This window comes from Achromobacter sp. K91, from assembly GCF_003576205.1.
Taxonomy (GTDB): Bacteria; Pseudomonadota; Gammaproteobacteria; order Burkholderiales; family Burkholderiaceae_B; genus Achromobacter; species Achromobacter aegrifaciens.
The window spans coordinates 1-14,870 of record NZ_QWFB01000003.1 but is presented as its reverse complement, the minus strand read 5'-3'; the positions used below and the strand labels follow the sequence as shown (position 1 = coordinate 14,870).

Sequence of the window (14,870 nt, the reverse complement as noted above, 5' to 3'; positions counted from 1 at the left end):
CCCCTGTACCGCCAAAGTCAAGACTGCTGAATAAAGAAAGAAAACAGGCAGCGCTGGAAAAGCAGGAAATAGACGCGGGTTTTATCTCAGGATTCAGGGCAGCAGAGCACCATGAGTAAAGAGTTTGCATTTGCCATCAAGAGCATTTGTTTCGATGAGGACTATCGTCCTTCAGACAATACGCGGATCACAACCAACTTCGCCAATCTGGCCCGGGGCACGAGTCGCCAGGAGAACCTGCGCAACACCCTCCGGATGATCGACAACCGCTTCAATGCCCTGGCACATTGGGACAATCCCAAGGGCGACCGCTATGCCGTCAACCTTGAGATCATTTCCGTCGAGATGAGCATCCCCGGCGCAAGCAGCGGCAATGCCCTCCCCTTGATCGAAATACTGAAGACGAGCATCGTCGACAAAAAGACCAACGAACGCATCGAAGGCATCGTCGGGAATAACTTTTCCTCGTACGTGCGGGATTATGACTTCAGCGTGCTGCTGCTGGAACACACCAAGAACCAGCCGGTATTCAGCGCTCCAGAGAACTTCGGAGACCTGCACGGGAAGCTGTTCAAGTGCTTCGTGAATTCAAGCACTTACAAGCAGCACTTCAGCAAGCCGCCCGTGATATGCCTGAGCGTATCGAGCAGCAAGACCTATCATCGGACTGAAAACCAGCACCCTGTACTGGGCGTTGAGTATCAGCAGGATGAATATTCCCTGACTGACGAATACTTCAAGAAGATGGGCATGAAGGTCCGCTACTTCATGCCGCCGAACAGCGCCGCGCCTTTGGCTTTTTACTTTTCCGGCGATTTGCTGAGCGACTACACCAATCTGGAGCTGATCAGCACCATCAGCACGATGGATACCTTCCAGAAGATATACCGGCCAGAGATCTACAACGCGAACTCCGCGGCAGGAAAATCCTACCAGCCCAGTTTGAAGCATCAGGATTATTCCTTGACCCGGATTGTCTACGATCGAGAGGAGCGTAGCCAATTGGCTATCGAGCAGGGAAGGTTTGTCGAGGAACACTTCATCAAACCGCACCAGGCGATTCTTGAGCAGTGGTCCGCCAACTACCCTCTTTGACCAATCAAAAATATCAAGGCATCTATTGTGAAAAAATTGCTCCCTACTTCCACTGCCGGCAGCTTGCCTAAACCCTCCTGGCTTGCTGAACCCGAGAAACTCTGGTCGCCCTGGAAATTGCAGGACCAGGGCTTGGCCGAAGGCAAGCAGGATGCGCTGCGTCTGTCGCTGCAGGAACAGCAGCACGCCGGCATCGATATCGTCAGCGATGGCGAACAAACGCGTCAGCATTTCGTGACGACGTTCATCGAGCACCTGGAAGGCGTGGACTTCGAGAACCGCAAGACCGTCAGGATCCGCGACCGCTACGATGCGAGCGTGCCGACGGTTGTGGGCGCCGTGGCGCGCCGCAAGCCGGTGTTCGTCGAAGATGCCAAGTTCTTGCGCCAGCAGACCAAGCAACCGATCAAATGGGCCTTGCCGGGTCCCATGACGATGATCGATACGCTTTACGACGGCCACTATCAAAGCCGCGAAAAGCTGGCGTGGGAATTCGCCAAGATTCTCAATCAGGAAGCCAGGGAGCTGGAGGCTGCGGGTGTCGACATCATCCAGTTTGACGAGCCCGCATTCAACGTGTTCTTTGACGAGGTGAATGATTGGGGCGTGGCCACGCTGGAAAGAGCCATTGAAGGGCTCAAGTGCGAAACCGCCGTCCATATCTGCTATGGCTATGGCATCAAGGCCAATACGGATTGGAAGAAGACGCTGGGATCGGAGTGGCGGCAATACGAAGAGGCTTTTCCCAAGCTGCAAAAATCCAGTATCGACATCGTCTCGCTGGAATGCCAGAACTCGCGCGTCCCTATGGATCTGATCGAACTCATCCGGGGCAAGAAAGTGATGGTGGGCGCCATTGATGTGGCAACCAACACCATTGAAACTCCCGAGGAAGTCGCCGACACCCTGCGCAAGGCGCTTCAGTTTGTCGATGCCGACAAGCTCTATCCTTGCACCAACTGCGGCATGGCTCCCTTGTCCCGCGCAGTCGCACGAGGCAAGCTGAGCGCCTTGAGCGCCGGCGCGGAAATCGTCCGCCGGGAACTCTCGAACTGATTCCCAGGCGGAAATGGTCGTCGCGCGGCTCGCGACGACCAAATCGAGCTGCACCCAGTATTCAACCCCCACTATGTCACTTTCCAGTACTGCGATCGAGCCCAGGCGCTTTCGCGAAGCTCTCGGGCACTACGCGTCCGGCATCACGGTAATCACATCGCAGATCGAAGGCGAGCCGATAGGCTTCACCTGCCAGTCATTCCACAGCGTTTCGATGAATCCGCCGTTGGTGTCGTTCAATGTGATGTGCAGTTCGGCCAGTTATCCCAAAATTCGCCAGGCGGGTCGATTCGTAGTCAATATTCTCTCCGACGAGCAAGTCAGGATTTCCAACCAATTCGCGCAGCGCGGCACGGACAAGTGGCACGACGTGGACTGGCAGGAATCGCCGCTGGGTAACCCGATCATTGCCGGCAGCCTGCATTGGCTTGATTGCGAGATTTATGCCGAACACGCCGCAGGCGATCACCTGATCGTGATTGGCGAGGTGAAAGCGTTGGATCTGCAAATCGCTGCTTCCACGCAGCCATTGCTGTATTTCAAAGGGCAGTATCGGAATATCGCCGCGCATGGCGCGATATAAGGTCTCGCCTCCTCCGCCCGGACACCGGCTTACAGCATCTGCCCATGAACGGGGCCTGAAGCCACCGCATTAGGCGACTGCAGCCGAGGCGGCCCGGAGCCATCCGAAGCGCAGCCCCCTTTGGGGCGAGCATCGGAATGGCGCAGGGCAGCCTCGGCGGCTAAAGAACGCCGACGTCCGCAAGCCCGAGACCCTGCCGCTTCGGTGTTGTGAGGCGGGGTTCTTGAGTCGCCGGCGTCCGGACTGCGGGATTCCGATGCTCGCCCCGGTGGGGCTGCGCTTCGGATCCCTCCGTCCGGCCCCCGCCTCACGGCATCTGCCCATGATCGGGTCCGAAACCAACGCATTAGGCGACTGCCAGCCGAGGACCCCGGAGCCATCCGAAGCACAGCCCCACCGGGGCGAGCATCGGAATGGCGCAGGGCAGCCTCGGCGACTAAAGAACGCCGACGTCCGCGACCTCGAAGCCCTACCCCCCGCACTGAAGGTACGCCGACGGCGCGACGGCAATCGCGATCTTTCCTTGGATACCATTGTTGGGACTTTCCAGCCGCGCATGAGCCTGCGCAATGTCGGCAAGCCCATAGACCGCGCCCACGTGCGGCCGCAACCGGCCACGCGCCACCAACGCGCTCAATTCATCCAGCTTGCCGCGGTTCTGCCGCGTGAACACGAAGTGGTAGCTCGCGTTCTTGCCCCAGGCCTGGATCAGGTTTTGCGGCTGGGCGATGTCCACGATCGAGACGACCCGCCCCAATTGCGCAAGCGCATCGGGGCTGCGCGCAAGCGTGTCGCCGCCGATGGTATCGAACACGACGTCGACGCCGCGCCCGCCCGTTTCCCGCATGACGGCCTCGACGTAGTCTTCCTTTTCGTAATCGATGACCACGTCAGCGCCCATGCTGCGCGCGAACTCGGCGTTGGCGGCGCGCACGGTCGTGTACACCTGCGCTCCGATGGCTTTCGCCAGCTGGATAGCCACATGGCCGACGCCGCCCGCGCCGCCGTGCACCAGGATGCTCTCCCCGACTCTCAGCCCCGCGCGCACGACCAGCGCTTCCCAAGCGGTCCCGCCGACCAGGCTCAGGCTTGCCGCCTCAAGATGACTCAGCGCGAGCGGCTTCTTCCCGACTATGCCTTCCGCGGCGACGTGATACTCGGCATAGCTGCCCGGCCCGTCGAAGATTTGCGGGGTGTACCAGACTTCGTCGCCAGGAACGAAAGCCGTCACGCCCGGCCCCACCGCTTCGACCACGCCCGAGACGTCGTGCCCGGTAATGGCCGGCAGCGGCACCAGATCGGCATAATCGCCGCGCCGGACCTGGTAATCCAGGGGATTGATCGAGGTCGCATGTACCCGGACCAGGACCTGTCCCGCCTGCGGCACAGGCTTGGGCAATTCGCGGAGTTCGAACGATTCCGGGCCGCCAAATGATTTGAGTGTCATCGCCTTCATGGTTTTCCTTGATTCGAAAAATAGGGATATCGGGAAATACCGATATTTACCTGCAAAAAAATTACAGCTCTTTCCCGATGAGCCCGGCAAGAGCACGTATGGTTGCTTCGTTCCGCTTGTAGTAGGTCCACTGCCCGATGCGCCTGGCTTCCACCAGGCCCGCGCGCTGCAGCGTCGCCAGATAGTCGGACACCGTGGACTGCGACAGCCCCACGCCTTCCTGGATGCTGCTGACGCAGACCCCCACCGTATGAACGTCGCCCTCGTCCTGGGGCGGGAAGTTCTTGGCGGGGTCCTTCAGTCCTTTGAGGATCTCAAGGCGCGTACGGTTGGAGAGGGCTTTGAATATTTCGAGCAGATCCATGGCGCCATGATATCGGGATTTCCCGATATGTCAATAAATTGGACTCGCACGAACGCCTGCTCGTCTGCTCACTTGTCCACCGACCGCATGTCGCAAGTCGTCTCCGACGACGAGCAGACGCCGCGAAACCACGCCCGTCCCCGCGTGCGGTCCTTGGACGCCAGCGGCTCGAACGTGTCGCTGTTGCGCATCTGGTAGTCCAGCAACAGCCACTCGCCTTCGCAGGCGGCGATGCCGCGCAGCGTAGCTCTTTCGGTCAGCCAGTCGCTGCCCAGATCCAGCAACCGTTCACTGCCGGTGTCGGGGCGGGCGTAGCCGCGCGCAGACTGGATGCCGACCTGCGCATCCGCGGCCTCGATCCAACCCTCGCCCCGATATACGGGTCGCGGCTTGCTCTGTTCGTCGCCGGTCTTGTCGTCGCTGGCATTTTTGATCTTGAGCCAGCCGTCGCGCGCCTCGGTCACGTCGAAGGTCACGCTGTAGTAGTCGATCTCGGGATCAGGGCCGTCGCCACGAGTCGTCGGCAGGCTGCCCACCACCGCCGCCTGGGCGGATGCCGCCGCGCGCACCTGGATGGCAGGCTTATCGTTCGTCGTCCATCCGGAGAAGCTGCATGCGGTCGGGCCCGGCGGGGTCCAGGCGGCAGGCTTGGAAGGCGTCTGGGCGTTGATGGCCGGCGACACGGCCAGCGCGGCAAGCGCCAGGAAAATCCGTCGCATGGTCATGGGCTTGGTCATATGTCAGTTGCTGTTGATCCAGTCCTGCGCATCCCGCACGAACCAGGGCAGGTTCAAGCGCTCTCCTTCGCCGGATTGTATGGTCAAGCGTTGGTCCGAGGAGCCGGGGGTATCGCTCTTGCCCTGTCCCGTGGAAGGCGCGCGGCTGCGATAGTCCAGCTCGGTTTGCTGGGGAGGTTTATCCGCGCAGGCGGCGATCAAGGTGCATGCGGCCGCGGCAAGGACGGTCCGCAGCGCCGGACGGAATATCTTCATGGTATTCAGGTTCCCGCTGAAGGGCACAGGCCAACGTGCCGGAAAATCAGGGCCTCCAGCCCATACCTTACTCGCAATGCAAAGCCAGCGTTGGCGCCTCAGATCGGCATATTGAAATAGACGACCCGTTCCGTCTCCCTGAACCCCAGACGCGTATGCGCGGCCTGGCTCACGACATTGTCCAGCGCGGTATCCGAGGCCAGCTCTTTGCAGCCCCTGTCCCGCGCCCATGCCCGGACGGCGTCGATCAAGGCCCTGGCCGCGCCCTGTCGCCTGGCCTCGGGCATGACATACAGGCCCTCCAGGAACGCCACGGGACTGGAGTCGGTGCCATTGACGTAGTCCGTCCTGATCGCAGCTTCGGCAAGGCCGATCGCCTGCCCGTTGTCGGCGCGCGCCAGGAACTGGACGTATCGGTCCGGCGCGCAAACCTGATCCTCCATGTCTTCCTGATGCTCAGACGCTGACGCGTCAGGCCAGAGCGCCATGCGCAGTTGCAGCCAGGCGGCATCCCGGGAGGAGGTAATCGGGGCGGTTTTCATGGGCAGGGTTTGTGTTCCGGATGACGCGTGGAAATTTATCACCCTGCCCTTCTTGCTGTCGAAGCGTATCCGGCCTCGGCCTGCCCCGCCCTACTCCTGCACCGGCACCGTATAGTTCAGCGCCAGCCGGCCGCCATCCGCGTACACCGTCTGCCCGGTGACGTAGCTGGCGTCATCGCTGGCCAGGAACACCGCCACCTTGGCGACTTCGTCCGTCGATCCCAGGCGCTGCATCGGTATGCGCGACAGCACGGTCCTGCGGGCTGCGGGATTGCTGGTGATCGTGGCGAGGATTTCGGTGTCGATGCTGCCGGGGCCGATGGCGTTGACGCGGATGCCGTGCGGCGCCAGGGACAGCGCCATCGACTTGGTCATCTGGCGCACCGCGCCCTTGCTGGCGCCGTAGGCCAGCTGGTCCGGCATCGCCAGTTCCGCCGTCATCGAGGACAGCGTCACGATGGCGCCGTTGCCGCGTCCGCCAGCCACCATGGCGCGCGCGGCGGCCTGTGCGACCAGAAAGGTGCCGCGCACATTGACGTTCATGACCGCATCCAGGTCTTCGAGCTTCAGGTCCAGGAAGTCCGCCGCGCGGATCACGCCGGCGTTGCAGACGCAGATGTCCAGGCCGCCCCAGCGCCGCACGCACTCGTCGGCCAGCTTCTGGGCATCAGCCGGATCGGTCACGTCCGCCACCAGCGCGGCGGCGCGATCGCCCAGCGCGCGGGCCGCGGCCATCAGTTCGGCCTCCTTGCGGTCGGCCAGCAGCACGTATGCACCCTCGGCCGCGAAGCGCCGCGCGATCGCCAGTCCGATGCCACCGGCCGCGCCGGTGACCAGCGCCACCTTGTCCTGCAATCTCATCTCAGACTCCTACGTAGGCGGCCACCAGGTCGGGCCGCTGGGACAATTCCGCCGAGCTGCCGCGCCACACCGTCACGCCCTTGTCGAGGATGACGTTGCGGTCCGACAGGCGCAGCAAGGCCGTGGTGTTCTTGTCCACCACGATCATCGATAGACCTTCGGCTTTCAATTGCGCCAGCACGCGCCAGATTTCGGCGCGCACCACCGGCGCCAGCCCTTCGGTGGCTTCGTCCAGCACCAAGAGGCTCGGGTTGGTCATCAGCGCCCGGCCCAGCGCCAGCATCTGCTGCTCGCCGCCGGATAGCTGCGTGCCCAGGTTGGCGCGGCGTTCGTGCAGGCGCGGAAACAGCTCATACACGCGTTCCAGCGTCCAGCCGCGGCCGCCGCCGCGGTGTATAGCCGTGGCGACCAGGTTTTCTTCCACCGTCAGCGTCGGGAAGATCTGGCGCCCTTCGGGTACCAGCGACAGGCCCAACCGGCCGATGCGGTACGGCGCCAGTCCGCGCAGGGAACGCTCGCCATACTGAATGCTGCCCTGGCTGGCCGGCAGCAGGCCGAACAGGCATTTGATGACGGTGCTGCGGCCCATGCCGTTGCGGCCGATAAGGCCGACGACCTCGCCCTGGCCCACGTCCAGGTCTACGCCGAACAAGGCCTGGCAATGCCCATAGGCCGCCGTCAATCCGCTGATGCTCAACATGGCGGCTCCTTATGCGTCGGCGTCGTCGCCGAGATAGGCGCGGCGCACGTCGGGATGGTTGCGTATCTGTTCCGCGCTGCCGGTGGCGATGACCTTGCCGTAGACCAGCACGCTGATGCGGTCGGCCAGCGCAAACACGGCGTTCATATCGTGTTCGACCAGTACGATGGTGTAGCGGCCCTTCAGGCTTTGCAGCAAGGCGATCACGCCCGCGCTTTCCGCCGCGCTCATGCCGGCCATGGGCTCGTCCAGCAGCAGTACCGACGGCTCGCCCGCCAATGCCATGGCGATCTCCAGCTGGCGGCGCTGGCCATAGGCCAGGCTGTCCACCTGGGCCTCGGCCACGTCTTCCAGCTTGCAGGCCCGCAGCGCCGCGGTCGCGGCGCTTACCACGTCGGCGCAATCGCGCAAGGCGGTCCAGGCCGACAGGCGCCGGCGGCGCTTGCGCAAGGCTGCCAGGCAGGCGTTGTCCAGCACCGTATAGCTGTCGAACACCGAGGTCACCTGATAGGAGCGCAGCATGCCAAGCGCCACGCGTTCCTGCACCGAGGCGCGGGAAACGTCGGCGGCGCCCAGGCGCACGGCGCCGCGATCGGGCCGCAGTTCGCCCGACAGCAGGTTGATCAAAGTCGTCTTGCCCGCGCCGTTGGGGCCGATCAGCGCGTGCAGTTCGCCAGGCGCCACGTCCAGCGACACGCCGTCTGTCGCCTTCAGGCCGCCGAAGCGGCGCACCAGGTCCTGCGTGGACAATCCAACGGGCGCGGCTGCGGTTTGCATGCTCATGCCGAAGCCTCCTTGGCGATCGCGTCCGGCGGGCGGCGGTCCTGTTGTTCACCCGCGGCCGGGGGCTGGACCGTCGGCGCGGCAGGCGGCGGACGCCGCAGCCAGGCCAGGGAATTGGCATAGCCGCCCTTGGCCACCATGGCGATGACCACCACCGCCGGCCCCATCAGCAGCATCCAATGCTGCGTCATGCTCTTGAAGGCCTCTTCCATCAGCAGATAGGCAACGGCGCCGAAAATCGGCCCCAGCACATTGCCCAGCCCGCCTATCACCACCATGACGATAAGTTCGCCCGACACCGGCCACGACATATAGCTGGGCGAAGCGAAGGCGGTCAGATTGGCCAGCAGCAGCCCGGCCACGCCGGTCAGCACACCGGAGGCCACGTAGGCCGTCAGGCGCACGCCGAACACCGAATAGCCCAGCGCGTCCACGCGGCGCGGGTTGGCGTGCGTGGCGCGCAGGATCATGCCGAAGGGCGAGCGGCGCAGGCGCAGCATCGCCAGGCTGGACACCAGCAGCACCGCCCAGGCCGCCCAGTACACGGGCTGGCTGCCGCCCAGGTCGAACAGGCCGAAGGAACTGGCTTCGTAGATGTTCAGGCCGTCGTCGCCGCCGTACTCGCGCAGGCTGACCGCCAGGAAATAGAACATCTGCGCAAACGCCAGCGTGATCATGATGAAGCCTATGCCCGAGGTCCGCAGGCAGACCGTGCCGACGATCAGCGCCACCAGCGCGCACACCGCGATGCACACGGCCAGCTGCAGCCAGCCGTTGCCAAACCCGTAATAGCTGAGAATGCCCACGGCATAGCAGCCCAGGCCCAGGAACATGGCGTGGCCGAAGCTCACCAGTCCGGCAAAGCCCAGCACCAGGTTCAGCGCCAGCGCGGCCAGCGCATAGATCAGGATGCGCGCGCCCAGCGTCACGTAGAACGGTTCACCCAGCCATTGCGCCACGAAAGGCACGCCGGCCAGGACCAGGAACAGCAAAGGCAGCGCCCAGCGCCGGTATGTGTGTTCTTGCATGATGATCCAACCCCAGTACAAGCGCGCGTCAACGCCGCGCCGAGAAGACCAGGCCTTGCGGCCGGAACGCCAGCACCACGGCCATCAGCACGTAGATCAGCATGGAGGCGAGCGCCGGCCCGACCGCATTGGCGACGGAAGCGTCGAACACGGCGCGCAACATGTCGGGCAGGAAGGCCCGGCCCAGCGTGTCTATCATCGCGATCAGCAGCGCCGCGACCAGCGTGCCGCGCACCGAGCCGATGCCGCCCACGACGATCACCACCAGCGCCAGGATCAGCACCGGCTCACCCATGCCGGACTGCACCGACAGGATCGGCCCCGCAAGCGCGCCCGCCACGCCGGCCAGCACCGCGCCCAGCAGGAACAGCAGCGTCTTCTGCAGGTCCACGTTGGCGCCCAGCACGCTGGCCATGGGCGCATTGCTGGCGCCGGCGCGGATCAGCATGCCGAAGCGCGTGCGCTGGATCAGGAACCAGGCGCCGACCGCCACCAGCGCGCCCACGCCGATGATCATCAGGCGATACACCGGATAGTCGTTGCCGAACAGGCTGACCGCCCCTTCCAGCCCCTGCGGCACGGCGGCGTAGTACGGCCGGCTGCCCCAGATGACCGAGGCCAGTTCATTGAAGAACATCATCAGCCCGAAGGTGGCCAGCACCTGATAGAGGTGATCATGCTTGTACAGCGGCCGCGCAATCAGGCGTTCCAGCGCCACCCCCACCAGGCCGCTGCCCGTCACCGCCGCCAGGATGGCGAAGGCGAACGAGCCGCTGGCGTTGTAGGCGGTGGCGCCCAGGAAGGCGCCGATCATATACAGCGACCCGTGCGCCAGGTTGATGAAGTTCATGATGCCGAAGATCAGGGTCAGCCCCGAGGACAGCAGGAACAGCAAGGCGCCGAGCTGCAGGCCATTAAGCATCTGCGACAACAGCAAGGATCCGTTCATGGGGCGTCTCCCGGGACGTTACTTCAGCGGGCAGTCGGCCACGTAGGCGTCCTGATGGTCGGTGAACACCTTGGCCAGCTGCTTCAAGCCCACGCCGTCGCCTTCCTTCACGACCTGGTAGGCATACAGGTCCTGCACCGGCATGTTGTTGCTGTTGAAGCGGAACTTGCCGCGCACCGTGGGGAAGTTGGCGCCGGCCGCCTTCACCGCCGCGGCCAGGGCCTTGCTGTCGCCGACCTTGCCGCCCTGCTGCTTGATGGCGGTATCCAACAGGAACGCCGCGTCATAGCCGCCCACCGCATATTCCGACGGCAAGCGGCCGTACTTGGCCTTGAAGGCCTCGACGAACTTGCGGTTCTGCGGGTTGTCCAGCGTGGTGGCCCAAGGCGTGCCGTAGATCGCGCCCACCGCCTGCTCTTTCAGCGCGGTCAGCGTGTTGGAATCGATCAGGCTTTCCGAGAAGAACGGCAGCTTTTCCATCAGGCCGGCCTGGCGCAGCTGGCGCACGAAGTTCACGCCCACCCCGCCGGTATAGAACACGAACAGCGCGTCGGGCGAGGCCGACTGCATGCGCGAGATCTCGGCCGAGTAATCCAGCTGCCCCAGCTGGGTGTAGATCTCGTCGGCGGGAGCGGCGCCATAGAAGCGCTTGAAGCCCGCCAGCTTGTCCTTGCCGGCCTGGTAGTTGGACGACATCAGGTAGGCGCGCTTGTAGCCCTGATCCTTGACGTACTTGCCCATGGCTTCGGACATGCTGTCGTTCTGCCAGCCGAGCACGAACAGATTGGGCAGGCACATGCGGCCGGCGATGGGCGCGGGTCCGGCGTTGGTGGACAGCGCCACCACGCCCGATTCCTTGATGCGCCGCAGTTCGGCCATGAGCACATTGGAAAAGCCCAGGCCGACGATCACGTCGACCTTGTCCTTCTCGATGAACTTCTGCACGATCTGCGCGCCCACGTCGGGCTTGAGCTGGTCGTCGTCGCGGATCACCACCGCCTTCTGGCCGCCCAGGCTGCCGCCCAGCTGCTCGATGCCCAACATCAGGCCGTCGTACTGATCCTGGCCCAATGCCGCCTGGGGGCCGGACAGCACCCCGGTAAAGCCGATGCGGATGTCCGCCATTGCGGCGTTGGCCACGGTCAGGGCCGCGACCGCGGCCAGCGCGGACAGGCCGCGTGCGTATGCTTGCATGCTAAGTCTCCTTGGGGGATGGACGGCGGCGCCGTTCTGCGCGGCGCCTGCCGGTACTAAGGCCTGCTTACAGGTCAGAGCTTCACGCAGACATTGCGCAGCTCCGTGTAGAACTCAAGCGAATGCACACCGCCCTCGCGGCCGATGCCGGACTGCTTGGCTCCGCCGAAGGCCGTGCGCAGGTCACGCAGGAACCAGGAATTGATCCAGCAGATGCCCACTTCCAGGGCCTGTCCCATGCGATGGGCGGTGCCCACGTTGCTGGTCCAGACCGAGGCCGCCAAGCCGTAGGGCGTGGCGTTGGCCAGGGCGACGGCTTCTTCTTCCGTGTCGAAGGGCGCGATGTGGCAGCAGGGGCCGAAGATCTCCTGCTGGATCACGGCCGAGCTTTCCGGCAGGCCGGTCCAGACCGTGGGCTGGATCCAGGCGCCGCCGGCCAGGTCGTCCGGCATGTCCGGCACGCCGCCGCCGGCCACCACCGTGGCGCCTTCTTCACGGGCGCGGGCGTAGTAGCCCAGCACCTTGTCGCGATGGCGCTGCGAGATCAGCGGACCCAGGTTGACGCCGGGATCCTTCGGACGGCCCAGCTTGAAGCCGCGGGCGCGCTCGCCCAGCGCCGCCACGAAGCGGTCGAAGATCGGCCGCTGCACGTAGACGCGCTCGGTGCCCAGGCAGACCTGCCCGGTGTTGTCGAAGGCGGCCCGCGCGATGCCGGCCACCGCCTTGTCGAAGTCCGCATCGTCGAACACGATGCCGGCATTCTTGCCGCCCAGTTCGAAGGACACGGGACGCACGCCCACCGCCGCGGCCTGCATGATGGCTTCGCCGGTGCGGGTTTCGCCTGTAAAGGTGATGCCGTCGACCAACGGATGGCGCGTGAGCTTTTCGCCCGCCGAACCGGGGCCGCGGCCATGCACCACGTTATAGACGCCGGGCGGCACGCCGACCTCGTTCATGACTTCGCCCAGCAACGTGGCCGTGGCCGGGGTGTCTTCGGAAGGCTTGACCACCACGGTGTTGCCGCAGGCCAGCGCCGGCCCCACCTTCCAGGTCATCAGCAGCAGCGGCAGGTTCCACGGGCAGATCACGCCGATTACGCCGCGCGGCACGCGCACGCCGTAGTTCAGGGCATGGCCGCCATCCGGCGTTTCCAGGTCGAAGGTCTCGTTGGGGATGTTGCGCACCAGGTCGGCGAAGATCTTGAAGTTCGCCGCGCCGCGCGGAATGTCCAGATGGCTGGCCAGATCGTAGGGCTTGCCGGTGTCGGCGATCTCGGCGTCGACGAATTCGTCGAAGCGCCGGATGATGCCGTCGGCCACCGCGTGCAGCAGCTCCACGCGCTGCTGCGTCTTGAGTTTGCCCCAGGGGCCGCGCAACGCCGCCTTGGCGGCCCGCACGGCGGCATCGACCTCGGCGTCGCCGGCCTCGTGGATGCGCCCGATCAGCCGGTTGTCGACCGGATCGCGGTTGTCGAACGTCTTGTCCGTGGCGACCCATTCGCCGTTGATGAAATTGCGGAAATCGGTCATTGCGTCCTCGGTTGTGACAGGTCTGCCAGCGCCGCTTCAGGGTCGCCGGCGGTCAGGTATTCCCACATGCGCTCGTAGATCCGGCCCGTGCCCACGGCGCGGGTCGCCGCCTCTTCGGGCGAGAACGTGGGCGCGCCGTCGGCCAGGCCGGCCGAGCGCAGTTGCCATTCGATGCGCGCGGCATCCTCCAGATACCAGGTCAGCACCACGGCATGCATCAGCGATTCGGCTGCCACCACCGCGCCGTTGCCGCGCATGGCCACGGCGCGGGCCGCGCCCAGGGTCTGGGCCACGCCGCGCGCCTGGGCGTCGCTGCGCACCAGTTGCGGGTCGTCCCAGAGCGGCACGGACGGAGAGAAATACGAACCCATCCCATGGCGCGGCTGCGGCGTCACGCGGGCCGAGGACAGCGTCATGACCGTGGGCGGCATGGAGCGCACCACCCCGCCCACTTCGGGGCGCATGCGGTAGATGTGCTGGTGGATGCGGACCTCGCCCAGCACGCCTTCGGGCAGTTCGCCGTGCACCGGCACCACCGTGCCCGCCTCGCCCGGTTCGATCAGGCCCATAGGCCGCGCGGCGCATACCAGGAAGTGATCGGCGTCGAGGCGGCTGCTGCAATGGCCGTAAGCGTGGACCAGGCCGGCGCGGGCCAGGCCGCGCGCCGCCGTCCGCACCAGCGCTTCCTGGCCGGCGTCGGCTTTCATCGGCGCGGCGCTCACGTCTTGAACTCCGGGATGTCGGGCTTGGCGCCCCACATGCAGAACGAGGACGGCACTGCGGGGAAGCTGCGCGGCCGGTAGGTCTTCTCGTCTTCGGCGGTGATCAGGCGCACGCCGGTGGAGTACTCGTAGATCATGCCGTCGGGGCCGTCAAAGTACAGGAACATAGCCCCCGAGGTCGGATGGCGCCCCGGGCCGAAGCGGATCGGCACCTGCCATTCCTTCAGCTGGTACCAGGCACGCATGATGTCGTCGATGCTTTCGACCTGGTGGTTGATGTGCTGCACGCCCGGATAGCTGGACGGGAACAGCGCGATCTTGTGGTGCACTTCGTCGATGCGCAGCAAGGGCGCTTCGCCGATGCGGTCGCTGACCCGGGCTGAAAGCAGCCCGGTCCAGAAGGCCTCGTCGCGTCGCGCGTCCAGCGTGCGCAGGCCGATATGCGAAAAGCCCGACACGCCGGCATCGCGGCTGGGGAAATAGCGGCGGCCGCTGTGGTGCGGCGCCTGCACCAGCTCGATGCGGTTGCCGGACGGGTCGATGAAACTGAGGAAATCGCGTACGTAGCGCTGCTCGGCGTCCTCGCGCTTGCCCGCGGCGACCTGATAGCCGCTGCGCTCCAGCACCGCGCCGGCATGCTCCAGTTCCTCGGACGTGTCCACTTCGAACGCCGTGGTGTGGTCGCGCGGATCGCCTTCGAAATAGCACAGGGTGTGGTCGCGCGAGTCGGATTTGAAATAGACCGCGCCGTGCTCCTTGCGCGCCACTTCCAGCCCCAGCACCGCGGTCGCGTAGCGGACCGCGGATTCCAGGTCGCGGGTACCCAGCCGGACGTACCGGATGTCGTGTAGCCGTATCACTGCTTGTCTCCAGGTTGCGCCTGCCGCCGGCTGATTACCGGTCGTAGTCTTGACGCTTTTTTTCTACGATAAGCAGCATAAATCTCGGCGTCAATAATTTTTATCGAGATTTTTTAAAGCCAGTGATAAAGTAGCTCCCATGTCAGACGGCGCCAC

General features: G+C 64.6%; 17 protein-coding genes. 3 read left to right on the top strand and 14 right to left on the bottom strand.

What is annotated here, in order from left to right; genetic code table 11:
* Positions 1–111: 111 nt before the first annotated feature.
* The 3 genes from DXK93_RS00950 (at position 112) to DXK93_RS00940 (ending at position 2,734) form a co-directional block, all read left to right on the top strand.
* Positions 112–1,095, top strand: coding sequence for a DUF1852 domain-containing protein (locus DXK93_RS00950; RefSeq protein ID WP_054456515.1), 984 nt, complete (start codon positions 112–114; stop codon positions 1,093–1,095).
* Between the two features lie 27 nt (positions 1,096–1,122).
* The gene (locus tag DXK93_RS00945) at positions 1,123–2,151 is read left to right on the top strand and encodes a methionine synthase (protein WP_119449070.1); all 1,029 of its coding nucleotides are present in this window, start codon (positions 1,123–1,125) and stop codon (positions 2,149–2,151) included.
* Positions 2,152–2,224: 73 nt separating this feature from the next.
* Positions 2,225–2,734, top strand: a complete 510-nt coding sequence (locus DXK93_RS00940) for a flavin reductase family protein (protein ID WP_054456513.1) — start codon at positions 2,225–2,227, stop codon at positions 2,732–2,734.
* Positions 2,735–3,203: 469 nt separating this feature from the next.
* Here the strand turns inward: DXK93_RS00940 and DXK93_RS00935 are convergent, their stop codons facing one another.
* The 14 genes from DXK93_RS00935 to DXK93_RS00870 all read right to left on the bottom strand — a co-directional run bounded on the left by DXK93_RS00935 (position 3,204) and on the right by DXK93_RS00870 (position 14,714).
* Positions 3,204–4,190, bottom strand: coding sequence for a zinc-dependent alcohol dehydrogenase family protein (locus DXK93_RS00935; RefSeq protein ID WP_119449069.1), 987 nt, complete (start codon positions 4,188–4,190; stop codon positions 3,204–3,206).
* A gap of 61 nt (positions 4,191–4,251) precedes the next feature.
* The gene (locus tag DXK93_RS00930; protein ID WP_054456511.1) at positions 4,252–4,554 is read right to left on the bottom strand and encodes a helix-turn-helix transcriptional regulator; all 303 of its coding nucleotides are present in this window, start codon (positions 4,552–4,554) and stop codon (positions 4,252–4,254) included.
* A gap of 68 nt (positions 4,555–4,622) precedes the next feature.
* Positions 4,623–5,291, bottom strand: a complete 669-nt coding sequence (locus tag DXK93_RS00925) for a hypothetical protein (RefSeq protein ID WP_233564476.1) — start codon at positions 5,289–5,291, stop codon at positions 4,623–4,625.
* A 3-nt stretch (positions 5,292–5,294) separates the two neighbouring features.
* Positions 5,295–5,546, bottom strand: coding sequence for a hypothetical protein (locus tag DXK93_RS00920; RefSeq protein WP_082401205.1), 252 nt, complete (start codon positions 5,544–5,546; stop codon positions 5,295–5,297).
* Between the two features lie 98 nt (positions 5,547–5,644).
* Positions 5,645–6,088 carry an aminoglycoside 6'-N-acetyltransferase gene (aac(6'), locus tag DXK93_RS00915; protein WP_119449068.1) on the bottom strand — a complete coding sequence of 148 codons (444 nt, stop codon included), beginning with the start codon at positions 6,086–6,088 and terminating at the stop codon, positions 5,645–5,647.
* A 90-nt stretch (positions 6,089–6,178) separates the two neighbouring features.
* Positions 6,179–6,949: an SDR family NAD(P)-dependent oxidoreductase gene (locus DXK93_RS00910; RefSeq protein ID WP_119449067.1), complete on the bottom strand. Its 771-nt coding sequence runs from the start codon at positions 6,947–6,949 to the stop codon at positions 6,179–6,181.
* Between the two features lies 1 nt (position 6,950).
* Positions 6,951–7,649 (bottom strand): ABC transporter ATP-binding protein, encoded by a 699-nt coding sequence (locus DXK93_RS00905; protein WP_119449066.1) that lies wholly within the window; start codon positions 7,647–7,649, stop codon positions 6,951–6,953.
* Positions 7,650–7,658: 9 nt separating this feature from the next.
* Positions 7,659–8,432: an ABC transporter ATP-binding protein gene (locus tag DXK93_RS00900; protein ID WP_119449065.1), complete on the bottom strand. Its 774-nt coding sequence runs from the start codon at positions 8,430–8,432 to the stop codon at positions 7,659–7,661.
* Complete coding sequence (locus DXK93_RS00895; RefSeq protein ID WP_119449078.1) at positions 8,429–9,460, bottom strand: branched-chain amino acid ABC transporter permease; 1,032 nt, start codon at positions 9,458–9,460, stop codon at positions 8,429–8,431. Before DXK93_RS00895 ends, DXK93_RS00900 begins: the two co-directional genes overlap by 4 nt.
* Before the next feature lie 28 nt (positions 9,461–9,488).
* Complete coding sequence (locus DXK93_RS00890) at positions 9,489–10,409, bottom strand: branched-chain amino acid ABC transporter permease (protein ID WP_042793142.1); 921 nt, start codon at positions 10,407–10,409, stop codon at positions 9,489–9,491.
* 18 nt (positions 10,410–10,427) lie between these two features.
* Entirely contained in the window at positions 10,428–11,603 is a 1,176-nt protein-coding gene (locus DXK93_RS00885; RefSeq protein WP_054456506.1) for an ABC transporter substrate-binding protein, read from the bottom strand.
* Between the two features lie 74 nt (positions 11,604–11,677).
* Entirely contained in the window at positions 11,678–13,132 is a 1,455-nt protein-coding gene (locus DXK93_RS00880; RefSeq protein ID WP_119449064.1) for a 2-hydroxymuconic semialdehyde dehydrogenase, read from the bottom strand.
* Entirely contained in the window at positions 13,129–13,854 is a 726-nt protein-coding gene (locus DXK93_RS00875) for a class II aldolase/adducin family protein (RefSeq protein WP_233564475.1), read from the bottom strand. Before DXK93_RS00875 ends, DXK93_RS00880 begins: the two co-directional genes overlap by 4 nt.
* Entirely contained in the window at positions 13,851–14,714 is an 864-nt protein-coding gene (locus DXK93_RS00870) for a VOC family protein (RefSeq protein ID WP_119449063.1), read from the bottom strand. The genes DXK93_RS00875 and DXK93_RS00870 overlap by 4 nt, the downstream gene beginning before the upstream one ends.
* Between the last annotated feature and the right edge of the window lie 156 nt (positions 14,715–14,870).

Bases quoted from the DNA above. Each gene is read 5' to 3' on its own strand.
- DXK93_RS00920 (WP_082401205.1), bottom strand. From the start codon at position 5,546: ATGAAGATATTCCGTCCGGCGCTGCGGACCGTCCTTGCCGCGGCCGCA.
- DXK93_RS00890 (WP_042793142.1), bottom strand. From the start codon at position 10,409: ATGAACGGATCCTTGCTGTTGTCGCAGATGCTTAATGGCCTGCAGCTC.
- DXK93_RS00910 (WP_119449067.1), bottom strand. From the start codon at position 6,949: ATGAGATTGCAGGACAAGGTGGCGCTGGTCACCGGCGCGGCCGGTGGC.
- DXK93_RS00895 (WP_119449078.1), bottom strand. From the start codon at position 9,460: ATGCAAGAACACACATACCGGCGCTGGGCGCTGCCTTTGCTGTTCCTG.
- DXK93_RS00950 (WP_054456515.1), top strand. From the start codon at position 112: ATGAGTAAAGAGTTTGCATTTGCCATCAAGAGCATTTGTTTCGATGAG.
- DXK93_RS00880 (WP_119449064.1), bottom strand. From the start codon at position 13,132: ATGACCGATTTCCGCAATTTCATCAACGGCGAATGGGTCGCCACGGAC.
- DXK93_RS00925 (WP_233564476.1), bottom strand. From the start codon at position 5,291: ATGACCAAGCCCATGACCATGCGACGGATTTTCCTGGCGCTTGCCGCG.
- DXK93_RS00935 (WP_119449069.1), bottom strand. From the start codon at position 4,190: ATGAAGGCGATGACACTCAAATCATTTGGCGGCCCGGAATCGTTCGAA.
- DXK93_RS00905 (WP_119449066.1), bottom strand. From the start codon at position 7,649: ATGTTGAGCATCAGCGGATTGACGGCGGCCTATGGGCATTGCCAGGCC.
- DXK93_RS00885 (WP_054456506.1), bottom strand. From the start codon at position 11,603: ATGCAAGCATACGCACGCGGCCTGTCCGCGCTGGCCGCGGTCGCGGCC.
- DXK93_RS00940 (WP_054456513.1), top strand. From the start codon at position 2,225: ATGTCACTTTCCAGTACTGCGATCGAGCCCAGGCGCTTTCGCGAAGCT.
- DXK93_RS00930 (WP_054456511.1), bottom strand. From the start codon at position 4,554: ATGGATCTGCTCGAAATATTCAAAGCCCTCTCCAACCGTACGCGCCTT.
- DXK93_RS00900 (WP_119449065.1), bottom strand. From the start codon at position 8,432: ATGAGCATGCAAACCGCAGCCGCGCCCGTTGGATTGTCCACGCAGGAC.